The organism is Vibrio sabulosilitoris (assembly GCF_055391395.1).
In genome coordinates, this window is record NZ_AP029599.1 from 1,444,689 (window position 1) to 1,460,376 (window position 15,688).

The window sequence follows — 15,688 nt, forward strand, 5'->3', positions numbered from 1 at the left end:
GCTAGTTAACCTATCGGGTGATGGCCTTGCCTTTACGCAGCTTTCGCACCCACATTCGCGCGGGATGAATGGCCTCAAGTAGGTCGACGGCGAGAGGAAGTGGGTCGCCATGAATTTGCGAAGCCAGTACCTCGGCTAGAAGCGGGGCAGAGCTTAGACCACGTGAGCCCAGCCCCAGCATGCAGTAGAGGTCTGGGTGGCACGGAAGCTCTGGTGCACTGTCTTCATCGAGCTGTTGCAGGTTGTGATAGTGCTGAGTCACCGACTCAAGCTGGCTAAGATTACCCACCATCGGCAGGTGATCGCGACTGACGCAGCGGATCCCTTGGCGAGACTCATCATCACTGACATCAACGCTGAGTGGCCAACTTGCATTAGGTAGGCAACGAATGAGTTTTTCTCGATTATCATGCTGAGCCTGTGGGTCAAATTCGGTATCGAGATGGGCTCGGTCGTATGAAGCGCCGATGCAGTGGTGTTGATTAGCCGGATTGACCGGGGTCATATAGCCGTCATAGCACAATACGGTATTGAGCTGGGTCAGTTGTTCATTGGTCGGGATATGGCTCACTTGACCTTTGACTTTTCCTAGTGGCAGCGATTGGGTCAGGTTCAATTGGTCAAATTGCGCCCCATTGGCGACGATAACAATCTGATGTTCAAACGTTTGCTCGCCACTGGTTAAATGCCAACCCGCCTCGCTGCGCTCTAGCGCATTAATCTCAGTGTCAAAATGCGCGTTAAACATCGCATTCTGGGCTAACTGCGCCAAGATGCCACTGGTCATCTGTGCTGGGCTAAGCCAGCCGCCAAGTGGGTAGTGGACACTGGCCATGTTCACATCCAGCCCAAGTGTTTGGTTGGTTTGAGCGGTATCTAGCGCCTGGACCAACGCATCATCGAAAGGACCGGCGGCCATTTTAGACAGCTTAGTGGTTGATGCCTCGTCCCACATCAGTTGGGTAACACCGCACCAATCATGGTCAAACTCAAACTGCTCGGCCATTTGATTAACAAACTGACGGGCGTAAAGAAAACTCGGCGCGAAAATGCGCGATACCGTGTCATGCTGGCCGTTGAGTAGCGGATAGACCGCGCCTTGGCGATTACCTGACGCGCCCTGCGCCGGCTGGCTATCTTTGCAGTATAAGGTGACCTTAGCGCCACGCCGTATAAGGCTTTGGGCGAGCGTCGCTGAGGCAATGCCCCCACCGATGATCGCAATATCAAGCGCTTGGCTACCGCTGTCAGCAAGGTGAGCACTGCCTTGGTAGTGATACCACGGCTTGCTGTTGCCCCGTTGGGTTCGGGTAGGGAATTGGCCGGCGAGCATCTCACGCTTGGTGCCAAAGCCCTTGACTTTCTTCATCGCAAAGCCAGATTCAATCAGACCACGACGCACAAAGCCTGCAGCGGTAAAGGTGGCGCAGGTTGCCTCAGACTTGGCGAGATTGGCCATGCCATCGAACAGTTGTTGGTTCCACATTTCAGGGTTTTTGCTCGGCGCGAAACCGTCCAAGAACCACGCGTCGACAACACCTTGGTCACTGGTTGGCACTAAGGGCATACAGTCCTTGATGTCGCCAAACCAGAGATCGAGTGTGATCGCGCCATCGGCCAGCACAATACGATGACATTCTGGCACAGCGATAGGGTAGTGGGCTTGGAGCTGCTCGGCGTACTTCGCCAGCTCAGGCCAGGCCTGATGGGCCTTGACTAAGTCATCGAGTTTAACTGGGAACTTTTCAAAGCTGATGAAGTGCAACTCTCTCAACGCTGCTTCTGGGTGTTGCTGGCAAAATTGCTCAAAGGCTTGCCAGGTAGCAAGAAAGTTGAGACCGGTACCAAAGCCGGTTTCTGCGACCACAAAGCGTCTTTGTTCATACGATTGCCATCTTGATGGCAGATGATTTTGCTCGATAAACACATAACGTGTTTCCTCAAGCCCGTTGACGTTGGAGAAGTAGACATCGTCGAATTGATCTGAGACGGGTGTTCCGGCTTCGTTCCAGCCAAGTTGTGCATTGGTGATGGATGGCATAATGTAGGGAGTGCTTGACAATAATCGCCTAATTGTACTCATAACACGTCGTCTCGGCTAGGTGACGATGCCTCGCTGGCACAAAAGTACACTCAGGACGGTTTTTGTTACGGAAAGCTGACCACTTTGGGTGGTCAACTTAGTTATTATCTAGCGGATTTCAAAAATTTTAGGATATGTTCATGAAACGAGTCGTCATCACCGGTATGGGTATTGTATCGAGTATCGGTAACAACGTTGAAGAAGTACTTGCATCGTTGAAAGCAGGGAAGTCAGGAATCACCGCCTCTGAGCAGTTTAAGGAGCAAGGCTTGCGCTCTCAGGTATGGGGTGATCTTAAGATGAACCCGGCTGAACATATTGACCGTAAAAAAATGCGCTTTATGGGTGATGCGGCGGCATACGCCTACCTGTCGATGGAGCAGGCGATTGCCGACTCTGGCCTGACAGAAGAGCAGGTTTCCAATGAACGCACCGGTATCGTGGCGGGCTCTGGTGGCGCATCATCACTTAACCAAGTCGCGGCGGTTGATATCTTGCGTGAGAAGGGTGTTAAGCGTGTGGGTCCTTACATGGTGCCTCGCACTATGGCGTCAACGGTATCGGCTTGTTTGGCCACACCGTTTAAAATTCGTGGCGTTAACTACTCGATGAGCTCAGCCTGTGCAACTTCTGCACACTGTATCGGTCACGCGATGGAGCTTATCCAGCTTGGCAAACAGGACGTAGTGTTCGCCGGTGGTGGTGAAGAGCTTGATTGGTCATTGACCATGATGTTCGATGCGATGGGTGCATTATCGACCAAGTACAACGACACCCCAGATCAGGCGTCACGTACTTACGATGCCAATCGCGATGGTTTTGTTATCTCGGGCGGCGGCGGTATGCTGGTCGTCGAAGAGCTGGAACACGCTCTAGCTCGCGGTGCGAAGATCTACGGTGAGATCGTGGGTTACGGTGCAACATCAGATGGTTATGACATGGTAGCGCCATCAGGCGAAGGCGCCATTCGCTGTATGAAGATGGCGATGCAGGACGTGGACTCGGTGGATTATGTCAACACCCATGGCACCTCAACGCCAGTCGGTGATGTGAAAGAGCTGGGCGCGATTCAGGAAGTGTTTGCTGGTAACAGCCCGGCTATCTCAGCGACGAAAGCGATGACTGGCCATGCACTAGGCGCGGCCGGTGTACACGAAGCGATCTATTCTACCCTGATGCTTGAGCACGGCTTTATTGCGCCGAGCATCAATGTTGAGCAGTTGGACGAAGCCGCACAAGGCCTGGATATTGTGACTCAGGCGCGCGAAGCAGACTTGACGACCGTGATGTCAAACAGCTTTGGTTTTGGCGGCACTAACGCCACGCTAGTGATTAAGAAATACCAAGGCTAACCTGTTTCCAGAGCGGACTAGCACTGCTAGTCGAACAGACGCAGGCACTATTCCATGGAGAGCGGAATAGACGCCTTTTGTTCTGGAAGATTGCCCGGCTAATTTAGCCGGGCTTTTTTATGGACACCAGGCGGTGAATTTTGCACAATCTGGCCAAAACCACCGATAGAAGAAGTCATTACAATGAAAATCATAGTCGATGAGAATATGCCTTACGCGCAGGCGCTGTTTGAACAGCTCGGTGAGGTGGTATTAAAACCCGGGCGCAGCCTGACCGCTGATGACCTTGTCGATGTGGATGCCTTGATGATCCGCTCTGTCACTAAGGTGAACCAATCCTTGATCAGTAAAGCCAACAAGCTCAAGTTTGTTGGCACTGCAACCGCGGGTATGGATCATGTTGACCAAGCGCTGCTTGCCGAGCGGGGTATCCACTTTACGGCAGCACCAGGTTGCAACAAAGTGGGCGTCGCGGAGTACGTGTTCAGTGTGATGATGGTACTGGCTCAGCAGCAAGGATTTTCGGTGTTTGATAAAACCGTGGGTATCGTCGGTGCTGGCCAAGTCGGCAGCTACTTGGCACAGTGTTTACGCGGGATTGGTATCAAGGTGTTGCTTAACGATCCACCTAAGCAAGCGATGGGCGACCAGCGTGAGTTCACGCCGCTTGATACGCTGCTTGAACAAGCGGATATCATTACCCTACATACGCCAATCACCCGTGACGGTGAGCATCCAACGCACCATCTTATCGATCAATCGGTACTGGATAACCTGCGTGGTGAGCAAATCTTGATTAATGCCGCGCGTGGACCGGTAGTGGACAATCAAGCCCTCAGGCAGCGACTAGAGGCCAACGACGGCTTTACAGCAGCGCTAGATGTATTTGAATTTGAGCCTCAAGTGGATATGCAATTGCTGCCGCTATTAGCCTTCGCAACTCCCCATGTCGCTGGCTATGGCCTTGAGGGGAAAGCTCGTGGTACGACTATGATCTATAACTCTTTTTGTGAGTTCTTAGGCCGAGAGCAGCGTGCCGATGCGGCGCAATTGCTGCCCACTGCACCCGTGCCGAGCGTCAAGCTAGATCGTGCTTGGGATGAAGCAACGCTGCACAATTTAACCCAAATCATCTATGATGTGCGCAAAGACGATAGCCTGTTCCGTCGTGAGATCGCCAAGCCTGGCGCCTTTGACCAAATGCGCAAGCAGTATTGGGACCGACGCGAATACAGCGCTATTACCCTAACTGGGGATGAAACGTGCAATCTTGCACCGTTGAATAAACTAGGTTTTCAAATCGAGGAAAGAAAATGAGTCAACAATTTAATGTAGCGGTTCTAGGCGCGACTGGCGCGGTGGGTGAGACCATTCTAGAGGTGTTACAAGAGCGTCAATTTCCTGTTGGTGAGATTTTTCTTCTAGCGAGTGAGCGCAGTGCCGGCAAGACGGTGCGCTTTAACGGTAAAACGGTTATCGTACAGAACGTGGAAGAGTTTGATTGGTCTCAGGCGCACATTGGCCTGTTCTCGGCGGGTGGTGAGCTCTCTGAGAAGTGGGCGCCAATCGCAGCGGATGCGGGTGTGGTGGTGATCGACAACACCTCTCACTTCCGTTACGACTACGATATTCCACTTGTTGTGCCAGAGGTTAACCCTGAGGCGATCGCGGAGTTCCGTAACCGCAATATTATTGCCAACCCGAACTGTTCAACGATTCAGATGTTGGTGGCGCTTAAGCCAATTCATGATGCTGTGGGTATCGAGCGCATCAATGTGTCAACCTACCAATCGGTATCGGGTGCGGGCAAATCAGGCATTGATGAGCTGGCAGGTCAAACGGCCAAGCTGCTTAATGGTCGCCCAGCAGAGCCTGAGCAGTTCTCTCAGCAGATCGCATTCAACTGTATCCCACAGATCGATAAGTTCATGGATAACGGCTACACCAAAGAAGAGATGAAGATGGTGTGGGAGACGCAAAAAATCTTTAATGACCCGTCGATCACGGTCAACCCAACCTGCGTACGTGTACCTGTCTTTTACGGTCATGCTGAGGCGGTGCATTTAGAAACCAGCTCACCGATTGATGCCCAGGAAGTGGCTCAACTGCTTGAGCAAACTGAGGGGGTTGAGGTGTTCCACGGTGAAGACTTCCCAACCCAAGTGCGAGATTCTGGTGGCAAAGACCACGTTATGGTCGGTCGTATTCGCAACGACATTAGTCACCATAGCGGTGTTAATCTGTGGGTGGTGGCTGATAATGTGCGTAAAGGCGCAGCGACTAACGCAGTGCAGATTGCTGAAGTATTAATCCGCGATTACTACTAATCGCTGGTTAAGAAAACACCAAGGCTCACATTCGTGGGCCTTTTTTGTGAGTTTGATGCGGGATTCCCCGCTAAATCACTATTTTTTATTATTTTCCCTCTAGTTTTGCCCCTAGTATCCGATATATTTAATAGTTAACATTCTGCTATTGCCTTCTACTGAGCTTTCTATGCAATTTTCATCTTCACGTCTTTGGCTTCCGATCGCGATTCTATTCGGAGTCGGGATTACTCAAGTCAGCGCCGACACCATTCGTGTCAAAGGCCCTAATGGTGAGGTGCTTGCGGCACCGCAGTACTCGCAGGTTATCACCCGTGAAGTCATTCCATCAGCAGAACCCTCTCAATTTTATGGTCCTGTCAGCAGCGAAGAAACGCTGTGGCAGATAGCCATGCGTTTTCGTCCCGATGCGCAGGTCTCAACTCAACAGATGTTGCTGGCGATCTATCAGCTAAACCCTGGTGCATTCGAAGCGCAGAATATCCACAAGTTGATCCCGGGAAGTCGCCTAAGGATCCCATCGCCTGCTCAAGTGCAAAGTGTCACGACCGAGCAAGCGGTTCGAGTTATGAACTCACATCAAGCACGGTTGACGGCCACGCCGGCAGTGACCCCAGAGCCGGTGGTCACGCCTGAGCACTTGCCAGAGCCAGCGCCGATTGTCGCCGCGCAGCCTGAGGTAACGCATCCTGAGGTGATTGAGCCGCCACAAACCGCAGCCCCAGCATCAGAGCAAGTTGTATCGCCAGTACTGGAACCAGCGGTAGAGCCGAGTGTGACGGCTGAGCCCACCCAGGTCAAAGCGCTAAAACAAGAGCTTGAACTCTCTGAGAGCGAATTGATGGCGCTAGAAGAGCGCAATCACCAGCTGCGTCTAATGCTTGCTGATGTGCAAAATGAGCTGTCAGTACTGCGTGACGAGGTCACTGATGAGCAGCGTATACGTAGCGAAGTGGAAAAAATGCTCCAACTCGAGCGTGAGCGCTTGGCCGAGCAGCAGCGCCTGGCACCCTCTGGGTTAGACAAGCTGGCCAACTCACCAGTGTGGTTAACCCTGTTGGCGGTGATACCGGGTCTATTGATCCTTGCTGGTGTGATAGCGTTTATCAAGCGTCGCACTCAACAGTCGGCAGAACCACAGCCTGACTCTGCTGAGCCACAGGCACCTATGGCAGGAGCACCACAAGTGCTCGCTTTAGATAGTGACGACGAAGAGGAAGGGTTGTTACTCGATGAAGAGTTGTTTGCCGATGCAGACTTGTACACGGGTGACCAAGACGGTGAAACTGACAAGCAACCAGATATTTTTGCTGACCTTGGCGATGACGATAGCCTCGATCTGAGTCTAGATGACGACAGCATGTTTGATGTGCTGGACGGCGGTGATATTGATGAGGAGCTTGATCAACTGGCGCGCAATGCCAGCAACACTACGGTAGGCAGTGATGAAAAACCGCTTGGTCTTGAGGAGATGGAGCGAGTTCTGGATGACGTTGACTTGGATACCAACCTCAGTGACGACTTTGATCTCTCAGAAGATGAAGAGATTGATATGCCGTTCATCACGGCAGATGAGGAGCCGTTGCTAGGTGATACTCTCGATCAGCAGATGCTGGATGAACTGCTACAAGACTTGACGCCAAGTACGTCTGACTCACCTGAGCAAGCCTTAGACGATGAGCTTGAACTCACCAGCGACAGTCTTGAGCTGGGAAGCAATAGTCTAGAGCCCGACTCGCTTGACGACAGCACGGCCCTTCTCGATGAACTGCTTGATGAACAAGAGTTGACCAGCATTGACCAGGAGAGCACCGATTTACTCGATGAACTGGTTGCCTCATCAGAGCAAGATTTGGATTTGTCCGACTCTGAGCAGATGCTTGACGAGCTCTTCAGTGAGGATGACGAAAGCTGGGCCGACACACTACTCAATGGTGATGATGACCACTTATCTGATGGGACTGAACTGTTTGATGAGTTGCTTGAAATTGAACAGAGTTCGGTGAGTCAAACGCAGCAACCGTCAGTGGAAATTGACACACCGTCGCGTACACCAGAGCAGGATCCCTTAGCTGAGCAGACCAGCGAACTATCAACGGAAATCGATCTATCACACTCGCGAGAGCCAGAATCATCGTTGATTGAGACGCAAGACGCTGGTTTAACCCATGAGCAAGACAATCAATTTGATACAGATTCAGGGGCGAACGAAATCCAGCCAGCAGAGGTGATTGATCTCGAGTCCGCCAATGAATTTGGCGTGCCTCAGGATGACGATTGGCTGATTGAGTCAGCGATAGAGAGCGAAGCAGAGCCAACTGCAGAAGAGCAGGCTCTGGAACCCATTGAACTGGATAGCTCGCAAACCGAATCAGAGACAGAAGCGCTAGACATTGAGTCCATGCACGATGATTTCCATTGTTTGGATGACAGCAAGCGAGTAGAACTTACTGAGCAGGACACGCGTGATAGCGCGGAAGAGCTGGTATCGCAGACAACACCACAACCTGATGCGATGCAAACTTTGACGGATGAGGCACTTCACTTTGATGAAGAGCAGCTGCCGGAGTTTACGGAGCAGGATGCACTAGGCAGTATTGATGAAATGCCTGAGCCTATGGTAGAGCTTGAGCCTGTGCTCGAATCTCAGCCATCGATGGATGAGCCACTGCATTTCGACGATGCACAACTGCCACAGTTTACTGAACAAGAAGCGCTTGGTGAGGATTGGTCGGATGAGGGGAATTCGATTAGCTTCGATCAAACGCCATTACCAGAGCCCCGGACTAATGAGGCTGAAGAGGTGGCGCATGCGTCTGAAGGTGTAGTGAACACAGCGGATGAAGACGGCTCTACTCATGCAGGGCAACCCAATGACTTCCTCGATGATTCATTGCAGTTGGATCCTGAACAAGCTCAAGAGCAGGATGCACTGTTCGATCTCTTCCAGTCCGGTGATGTCTCGAGCGATGCCGCGCAACAAATCGATGAAGATGTTCTCAACGATTGGCTGAGTGAGACGGAAACAGAGCCTTCAACGCCACTAGAATCGGCAAACTTCTCACCAGAGCAGGTGGATACGGCAGGGCTGGATATTGATTCCATGCTCGAGATGGGCGGTGAGGATTGGGATGGTTTCCAACTTGACCAAGCCACAGATGATGTTGCCGAGGCCAAGTCAGACATTCCGGCTGAGGAGCAACCCATTTGGCAGCAAGACAACCCAGTTGCACAGGCTCAGCTTGAGGATGAAGACTGGTCTCAACAGCAAGATTTCAACCCGAGCGATGCACAGTTTAAGACCATCGAACAACTAATGGCCGAAGCTGATGAGCAGGCAAGTGTTGACGCTCAAGAGCAAGAAGAGGAGCTTGATCTGAACGTCGGTTTGGATGAGTTTCCAGACGTGATTGGTGAGGTAGACTTTGCCGATGTCGATCTCGATGCAGAGGCGTCAGGAAAGATTGATCTGGCGAAAATTTATTTAGAAATGAACGATACCCAAGGCGCAATCAAGCTGCTCGAAGAGGCCATTGTTGATGGTGACGATCAAGTTCGCCGCGAAGCGAAGAACCTCATCGACGATATAAGATCTTAAAAACAGGGGCTGGGTTCGGGGACGGGCTTCGCCCTACGAGGTGCGAGCTGCCCATCGCGCGGCTTGCTCCTCGCTACCCAGAATGCAGTGTAGCTTGAAACCGTCTACGCTCATAATGTAAAGATATGTGTTCGGGTACAGCTAGAGTGAGTGAGGCGTTTGAAGCGTGTATCAGACTCCTCGCGACTCGGAACGAAGTGTAACCCGCCCCTCGAAACTGCTTCTCGAACCTGTTTTGTAATTCTGGCAACTTAGATTGACTTGGGTATAATTCCCGACCCGGATCACAAAGCGAGAGAAACATGAGAATAGCGTTAGGTATTGAATACGATGGTGCGAACTACTTTGGCTGGCAACGTCAGCGAGAGGTGATCAGTGTTCAAGCGTGCTTAGAAAAAGCCCTGAGTAAGGTTGCCAATCACCCGGTTGAGGTTCAATGTGCTGGGCGTACGGACGCTGGGGTTCATGGCACCGGGCAAGTGGTGCACTTTGATACCACGGCTAAGCGCAACATGGCGGCCTGGACGATGGGCGTAAACACCAATATGCCTAAAGATATCGCTGTGCGCTGGGCCAAAGAGGTACCAGAAGAGTTTCATGCTCGTTTTAGTGCGACTGCACGTCGCTACCGCTATGTGATTTTCAACTCCCCCTTTCGTGGCGGCATACTCGCAAAAGGCGTGAGCCATTATCATGGTGAGCTTGATGTGGCTCTGATGCAAAAAGCCGGACAGTTCCTGCTCGGCGAGAATGACTTCACCTCATTCCGTGCCGTGCATTGTCAATCAAATAGTCCTTGGCGTAACTTGATGCATCTGAATGTTACTCGTCACGGCCAGTATGTGGTGATTGACATTAAGGCCAATGCGTTTGTCCATCATATGGTGCGCAACATCACAGGTTCACTGATCACCGTCGGTCGCGGTGAGCAACCGCCGGAGTGGATTGAATGGCTATTGGCAGCCAAAGATCGCAAACTAGCTTCCGCAACCGCCAAAGCAGAAGGGCTTTATCTGGTGGATGTTGATTACCCCCAAGACTTCGAATTACCTCGCTTGCCAATGGGGCCACTGTTTTTGCCGGAGAATTTGAACTAGACTGACAAAACAGTGAACCATAGGCGACATTTGCTGGTGTTTAAGTAATATTATACTAACGGCAAGTGGTTGATTAGCTTGTCGCTTTAGTCATGGGTTGTAGTGAAAACAGGAAGTGTTTCATGACGCTTACGTGTCTTCGTCGGGTGAGTAAAAACCCAGCGTTTAACCTGTCGTGAAATAGGTACAACCAGTTTTTGATCCACAGTTTATCGTTAATATGCTTTAATCCTCCAGCATATTTAAAGAATTGATATCTTTTGCAAGGTTGCGAAAGAAAAGAGAAAAAAGGTCCTCCATGAGTTGGCTCGAAAAGATTTTAGACAAGACTAATATTGTTAGCTCTCGCAAAGCGTCTATCCCCGAAGGGGTTTGGACCAAGTGTACATCCTGTGAGCAGGTGCTTTATCACGCTGAGCTTGAGCGCAACCTAGAAGTATGTCCTAAGTGTGACCACCATATGCGCATGCCCGCACGTCGTCGTTTAGAAACCTTTTTGGATGAAGGGAATCGACAAGAACTGGCGACAGAGTTGGAACCAACCGACAAGTTGAAGTTCAAGGATTCTAAGCGCTACAAAGATCGTCTAGCCGCGGCACAAAAGGCCAGCGGTGAGAAAGACGCTTTGGTGGTGATGAAAGGCGAACTGCTTGGCTTGCCAGTGGTCGCATGTGCGTTTGAGTTCTCGTTTATGGGTGGCTCGATGGGTTCTGTGGTTGGCGCTCGCTTTGTCAAAGCGGTTGAAGCGGCGATGGAGAACGAGTGTGGCTTGGTATGTTTTTCTGCCAGTGGCGGTGCACGTATGCAAGAGGCACTGATGTCGCTGATGCAGATGGCAAAAACCAGCGCTGCATTAGAGCGACTCACGGCGAAAGGGCTACCGTTTATTTCTGTGATGACTGACCCGACCATGGGTGGCGTGTCAGCCAGTTTGGCGATGCTGGGTGATATCAATATCGGTGAGCCGAATGCTCTGATTGGTTTTGCGGGCCGTCGCGTGATTGAGCAAACCGTGCGCGAAGACCTACCAGAAGGCTTCCAGCGCAGCGAGTTCCTACTTGAGCACGGTGCGATTGATATGATCGTCGACCGACGTGAAATGCGTCAGCGTGTTGGTGGTTTGATCGCCAAGATGACCAATACTGACTCACCTTTGGTGGTTTCTGTGGACCAAACTCCCGTAGAAGCCCCTTATGAAGTACCAGAAGCAGAAGAAAAAGGGTAAAGTAGAGCTAATTCAAACCGCTATTTTGGTTGATTAGATGACCCAACAAATTGCACCACAAGCCACATCGCCTCTTTCGGTGTGGCTTGATTATTTAAACCATATCCATACCTCTGCGATCGACCTTGGTCTAGAGCGTGTCTCTCAGGTTTGCCAGCGAGCGAGCCTAACCAAACCAGCCCCAACGGTAATAACGGTTGCCGGCACTAATGGCAAGGGATCAACCTGTGCCTTGATGGAAGCGATCCTGCTTGATGCAGGATACTCCGTTGGCGTGTATAGCTCTCCTCATCTTATTCGCTATAACGAGCGGGTGAGAATCAATGGCGTTGATCAACCTGATGAGGCGCATACAGAGGCATTTGCCTATATCGAGCAGCAGCGTGGTGATATCAGCTTAAGCTTATTTGAATTTGGCACCTTAGCCGCCCTTTACCAATTCAAGCAGCAGCAAGTGGATGTTGTCCTGCTAGAAGTGGGGCTCGGTGGTCGTTTGGATGCGACTAATGTGGTTGAGCATGACGTGTCGGTGATCACTAGTTTGGCGATTGACCATGTCGATTGGCTGGGTGATGACATCAATGTGATTGGCTTTGAAAAAGCCGGGATCTTTCGCAGCAACAAACCGGCAGTGTGTGGTCAGCCGCAGGCTCCGGCGACCGTGGCCGGTCACGCCGATGATATCGGTGCTAAGCTGCATCAAGTCGGGATTCAATATGACTACGCGCTCGAGCCAGGGAATAAGACTTGGTGCTGGAAGAGTGGCTCATTTAGCCTCGACGATCTACCGGTTCCAGCGCTTCCGCTGGCTAACGCGGCAACTGCCTTGATGGCACTGGGTTGTGCTGAGCTGGACATCAGTGATGTCAATATTGTTAAGGGTCTTGAAACCGCTGAGCTTCCAGGGCGGATGCAAAAAATCGCCGCGAATCCAGAGGTACTCTTGGATGTGGCGCACAACCCTCATTCGGCGCAGTACTTAGTCGAGCAGATCAAACAGCAATACCCAAATACGGTGATTCATACCGTGGTGGCGATGCTGCACGATAAAGACATTGCCGCCACCCTCACGCAATTGAGCGAGATCTCAGCCAATTGGTACCCTGCTTCCCTAGAGGGGCCGCGAGCGGCTACCGCTAAGGAGCTGTGTCAGCATTTGCCACAAGTTGTCGCCAGTTATGACAACCCAGCGGCGGCATTCCAAGCTGCACAAGTAAAGGCGCAGCCTGGTGAGCTGATTTTGGTGGTGGGCTCTTTCCATACGGTTGGCGAGGTGCTGGCGTTTATTGAGCAACAAGGAGACTAAATGGTCAGTAAGTTTCAAAGCCGCTTGGTCGGTACCATTATCTTAGTGGCGGTGGGGATCATCGTCCTACCCGATGTGTTTGATGGCAAGAAGCAGCACTATACCGATGAGGTTGCTAGTATACCGATCAAACCATTGGTGGATGAAAACCCTGAGGTGTTTGAGGTGCTAGAGCCTGAAGTGGATGAGATAAAGCTACCGGACTCACCCGTTGAGATGGTGATTGCGGATGTGCCTTCCGTTGAGCCGAGTGAGTCTGAGGTCGATGACAAAGCCACGCAGCCTGTGGAGGATATTGTCGAGGTGGTGGTGAGCGAAGTGCCAGAGCGAAACCAATACCAGGACTCTGGCTGGATAATCCAGTTGGTGGCGCTGCGCAATAAAGACAACGCGATCAATATGGCAAAAGACTTGCGAGACCGCGGCTATCGAGCTCATACCAAAGATGAAAATGGTCTGACTCGGGTGATTATCGGCCCTGATGTGTCAAAAACTAACCTTGAGAAACAACTGACCGAGCTGGAAGGAATTACCAGCTTAAAAGGTCAATTGCTTAAGTTTAAACCACTAAACCCTTAAGAAAACGTTTGCGTCAGCGTTTTTTCTGTTAAAATGCGCGCCAACTTAATAATGAAGCTGCCATGAATACATTAGATATTGTCATTTTGAGTGTGATCGGCCTATCGGCGTTGATCAGTTTGGTTAGAGGATTCACCAAAGAGGCGCTGTCTCTGGTGGTGTGGTTTGGCGCCTTTTTTATCGCCAGTAATTACTATGCCAAACTTGCGGTCTACTTTGACAATATTCAGGATGACCTTGTGCGCAACGGTGCCGCGATTGCAGCCTTGTTTATAGCGACCCTAGTCGTTGGCGCAGTGGTGAACTACGTAATCGGACAGCTAGTACAAAAAACCGGTCTTTCTGGAACAGACCGCGTTTTAGGGATTGTCTTTGGTGGGTTACGTGGGGTACTGATTGTATCGGCAGCACTATTTTTTTTGGATGCGTTCACTTCGTTTCCAGAGTCAGAGTGGTGGAAAAACTCGCAATTGGTCAGTGAATTTAGACTGATCATCGCGCCGTTTTTCGAGCACTTAACTGAAACTTCAAGCTTTTTATCCGGCGCATTATAGCGCCGTCACAGTTAAACCGAGGGTAAACACATGTGTGGTATCGTAGGAATCGTTGGGAATTCCCTGGTAAATCAGTCAATCTATGACGCTTTGACTGTTTTGCAGCACCGTGGTCAAGATGCGGCGGGAATTTGTACCATCGATAGCAATCGTTTTCGTCTACGCAAAGCCAATGGATTGGTAAAAGATGTGTTTGAAGCAAAACACATGCAGCGCTTGCAGGGAACGGTGGGTATTGGTCACGTGCGTTACCCAACGGCTGGCAGCTCAAGCGCATCTGAGGCTCAGCCTTTTTACGTCAACTCTCCATTTGGTATCTCACTGGCGCATAACGGTAACCTAACCAATGCCCATAAAGTTCGTGAGAAGCTATTCGAAAAAGACCGTCGTCACGTTAACACCACATCAGATTCAGAGGTTCTACTTAACGTACTCGCTCATGAAATCGACATGGTGAAAGGCAATGTGACCGTGGAAGACGTGTTCCGCGCGATCACTAACGTTCATCGCACGATTCGTGGCGCTTATGCGGTTGTAGCAATGATCATTGGCCATGGCCTTGTGGCGTTTCGCGATCCAAATGGTATCCGTCCACTTTGCCTTGGTAAGCGTGAGACGCAAGATGGCCGTATTGAGTACATGGTAGCCTCTGAGTCGGTTGCACTTGATGCGGTAGGCTTTGACTTTATGCGTGATGTGGCGCCCGGTGAAGCGGTTTACATTACCTTTGATGGCCAACTTCACACTCAGCAGTGTGCCGACAACCCATCTCTAAACCCATGTATCTTCGAATTTGTTTACTTCGCTCGTCCGGACTCGTTTATCGATAAGATCTCGGTATACAGTGCGCGTCTTGAGATGGGTAAAAAGCTGGGTGAGCGTATCGAGCGAGATTACGCTGATCTCGACATCGATGTGGTGATCCCAATCCCAGAGACCTCGTGTGATATTGCTCTGCAGATTGCTCAAGCGATCGACAAGCCATACCGCCAAGGTTTCGTTAAAAACCGCTATGTTGGCCGTACCTTTATCATGCCGGGTCAACAACAGCGTAAAAAGTCAGTTCGTCGTAAGCTCAACGCCATTCGCTCAGAGTTCAAGGGTAAGAATGTGCTGTTGGTTGATGACTCAATCGTTCGTGGCACGACCTCAGAGCAGATCATTGAGATGGCTCGTGACTCGGGTGCAAACAAGGTTTACATGGTCTCTGCTGCGCCGGAAATTCGTTTCCCTAACGTGTACGGCATCGATATGCCAAGCGCGACTGAGCTGATTGCGCATGGTCGTGATAACCAACAGATCTGTGAGAAAATCGGTGCTGATGAGCTGATCTACCAAACCTTGGAAGATCTTGTGGCCGCAGTCGGCACTGGTAACCCGGATGTGGCATTGTTTGAGACGTCTGTCTTCAATGGCGAGTACGTAACCGGTGATATTGACCAAGCTTACCTTGATTTCCTTGACGGCCTGCGTAACGATGACGCTAAAGTGCAGCGTGAAATCCAGCAAGACCTCGCTAATCTAGAGCTGCATAACGAAGGCGCGTAATCGCCCTCGATAAAGGTTA

At 51.0% G+C, this 15,688-nt stretch carries 11 protein-coding genes; 10 read left to right on the forward strand and 1 reads right to left on the reverse strand.

Annotated features, from left to right (window positions below):
- Positions 1-10: 10 nt before the first annotated feature.
- Entirely contained in the window at positions 11-2,041 is a 2,031-nt protein-coding gene (gene mnmC, locus ACZ5R2_RS06950; RefSeq protein ID WP_464902326.1) for a bifunctional tRNA (5-methylaminomethyl-2-thiouridine)(34)-methyltransferase MnmC2/FAD-dependent 5-carboxymethylaminomethyl-2-thiouridine(34) oxidoreductase MnmC1, read from the reverse strand.
- A 182-nt stretch (positions 2,042-2,223) separates the two neighbouring features.
- On the opposite strand from mnmC, the gene fabB reads away from it, so the two are divergent.
- From fabB to purF, 10 genes are all read left to right on the forward strand, one after another.
- A complete protein-coding gene (gene fabB / locus ACZ5R2_RS06955) occupies positions 2,224-3,435 on the forward strand; it encodes a beta-ketoacyl-ACP synthase I (RefSeq protein WP_464901581.1) in 1,212 nt (403 codons plus the stop codon).
- 183 nt (positions 3,436-3,618) lie between these two features.
- Positions 3,619-4,752 (forward strand): 4-phosphoerythronate dehydrogenase, encoded by a 1,134-nt coding sequence (locus tag ACZ5R2_RS06960; RefSeq protein ID WP_464901582.1) that lies wholly within the window; start codon positions 3,619-3,621, stop codon positions 4,750-4,752.
- Positions 4,749-5,762 carry an aspartate-semialdehyde dehydrogenase gene (locus tag ACZ5R2_RS06965; RefSeq protein WP_438460662.1) on the forward strand — a complete coding sequence of 338 codons (1,014 nt, stop codon included), beginning with the start codon at positions 4,749-4,751 and terminating at the stop codon, positions 5,760-5,762. Before ACZ5R2_RS06960 ends, ACZ5R2_RS06965 begins: the two co-directional genes overlap by 4 nt.
- A 169-nt stretch (positions 5,763-5,931) precedes the next feature.
- Positions 5,932-9,360: a FimV/HubP family polar landmark protein gene (locus ACZ5R2_RS06970; RefSeq protein WP_464901583.1), complete on the forward strand. Its 3,429-nt coding sequence runs from the start codon at positions 5,932-5,934 to the stop codon at positions 9,358-9,360.
- Between the two features lie 302 nt (positions 9,361-9,662).
- Positions 9,663-10,457, forward strand: a complete 795-nt coding sequence (truA, locus tag ACZ5R2_RS06975) for a tRNA pseudouridine(38-40) synthase TruA (protein WP_438460664.1) — start codon at positions 9,663-9,665, stop codon at positions 10,455-10,457.
- Positions 10,458-10,755: 298 nt separating this feature from the next.
- Positions 10,756-11,682: an acetyl-CoA carboxylase, carboxyltransferase subunit beta gene (gene accD / locus ACZ5R2_RS06980; protein WP_464901584.1), complete on the forward strand. Its 927-nt coding sequence runs from the start codon at positions 10,756-10,758 to the stop codon at positions 11,680-11,682.
- Between the two features lie 37 nt (positions 11,683-11,719).
- Positions 11,720-12,988: a bifunctional tetrahydrofolate synthase/dihydrofolate synthase gene (gene folC, locus ACZ5R2_RS06985; protein ID WP_464901585.1), complete on the forward strand. Its 1,269-nt coding sequence runs from the start codon at positions 11,720-11,722 to the stop codon at positions 12,986-12,988.
- Entirely contained in the window at positions 12,989-13,567 is a 579-nt protein-coding gene (locus ACZ5R2_RS06990) for an SPOR domain-containing protein (RefSeq protein ID WP_464901586.1), read from the forward strand.
- Between the two features lie 62 nt (positions 13,568-13,629).
- Complete coding sequence (locus ACZ5R2_RS06995) at positions 13,630-14,121, forward strand: CvpA family protein (RefSeq protein ID WP_438460668.1); 492 nt, start codon at positions 13,630-13,632, stop codon at positions 14,119-14,121.
- Between the two features lie 30 nt (positions 14,122-14,151).
- Positions 14,152-15,669, forward strand: coding sequence for an amidophosphoribosyltransferase (purF, locus tag ACZ5R2_RS07000; RefSeq protein ID WP_464901587.1), 1,518 nt, complete (start codon positions 14,152-14,154; stop codon positions 15,667-15,669).
- The last annotated feature ends 19 nt before the right edge of the window (positions 15,670-15,688 follow it).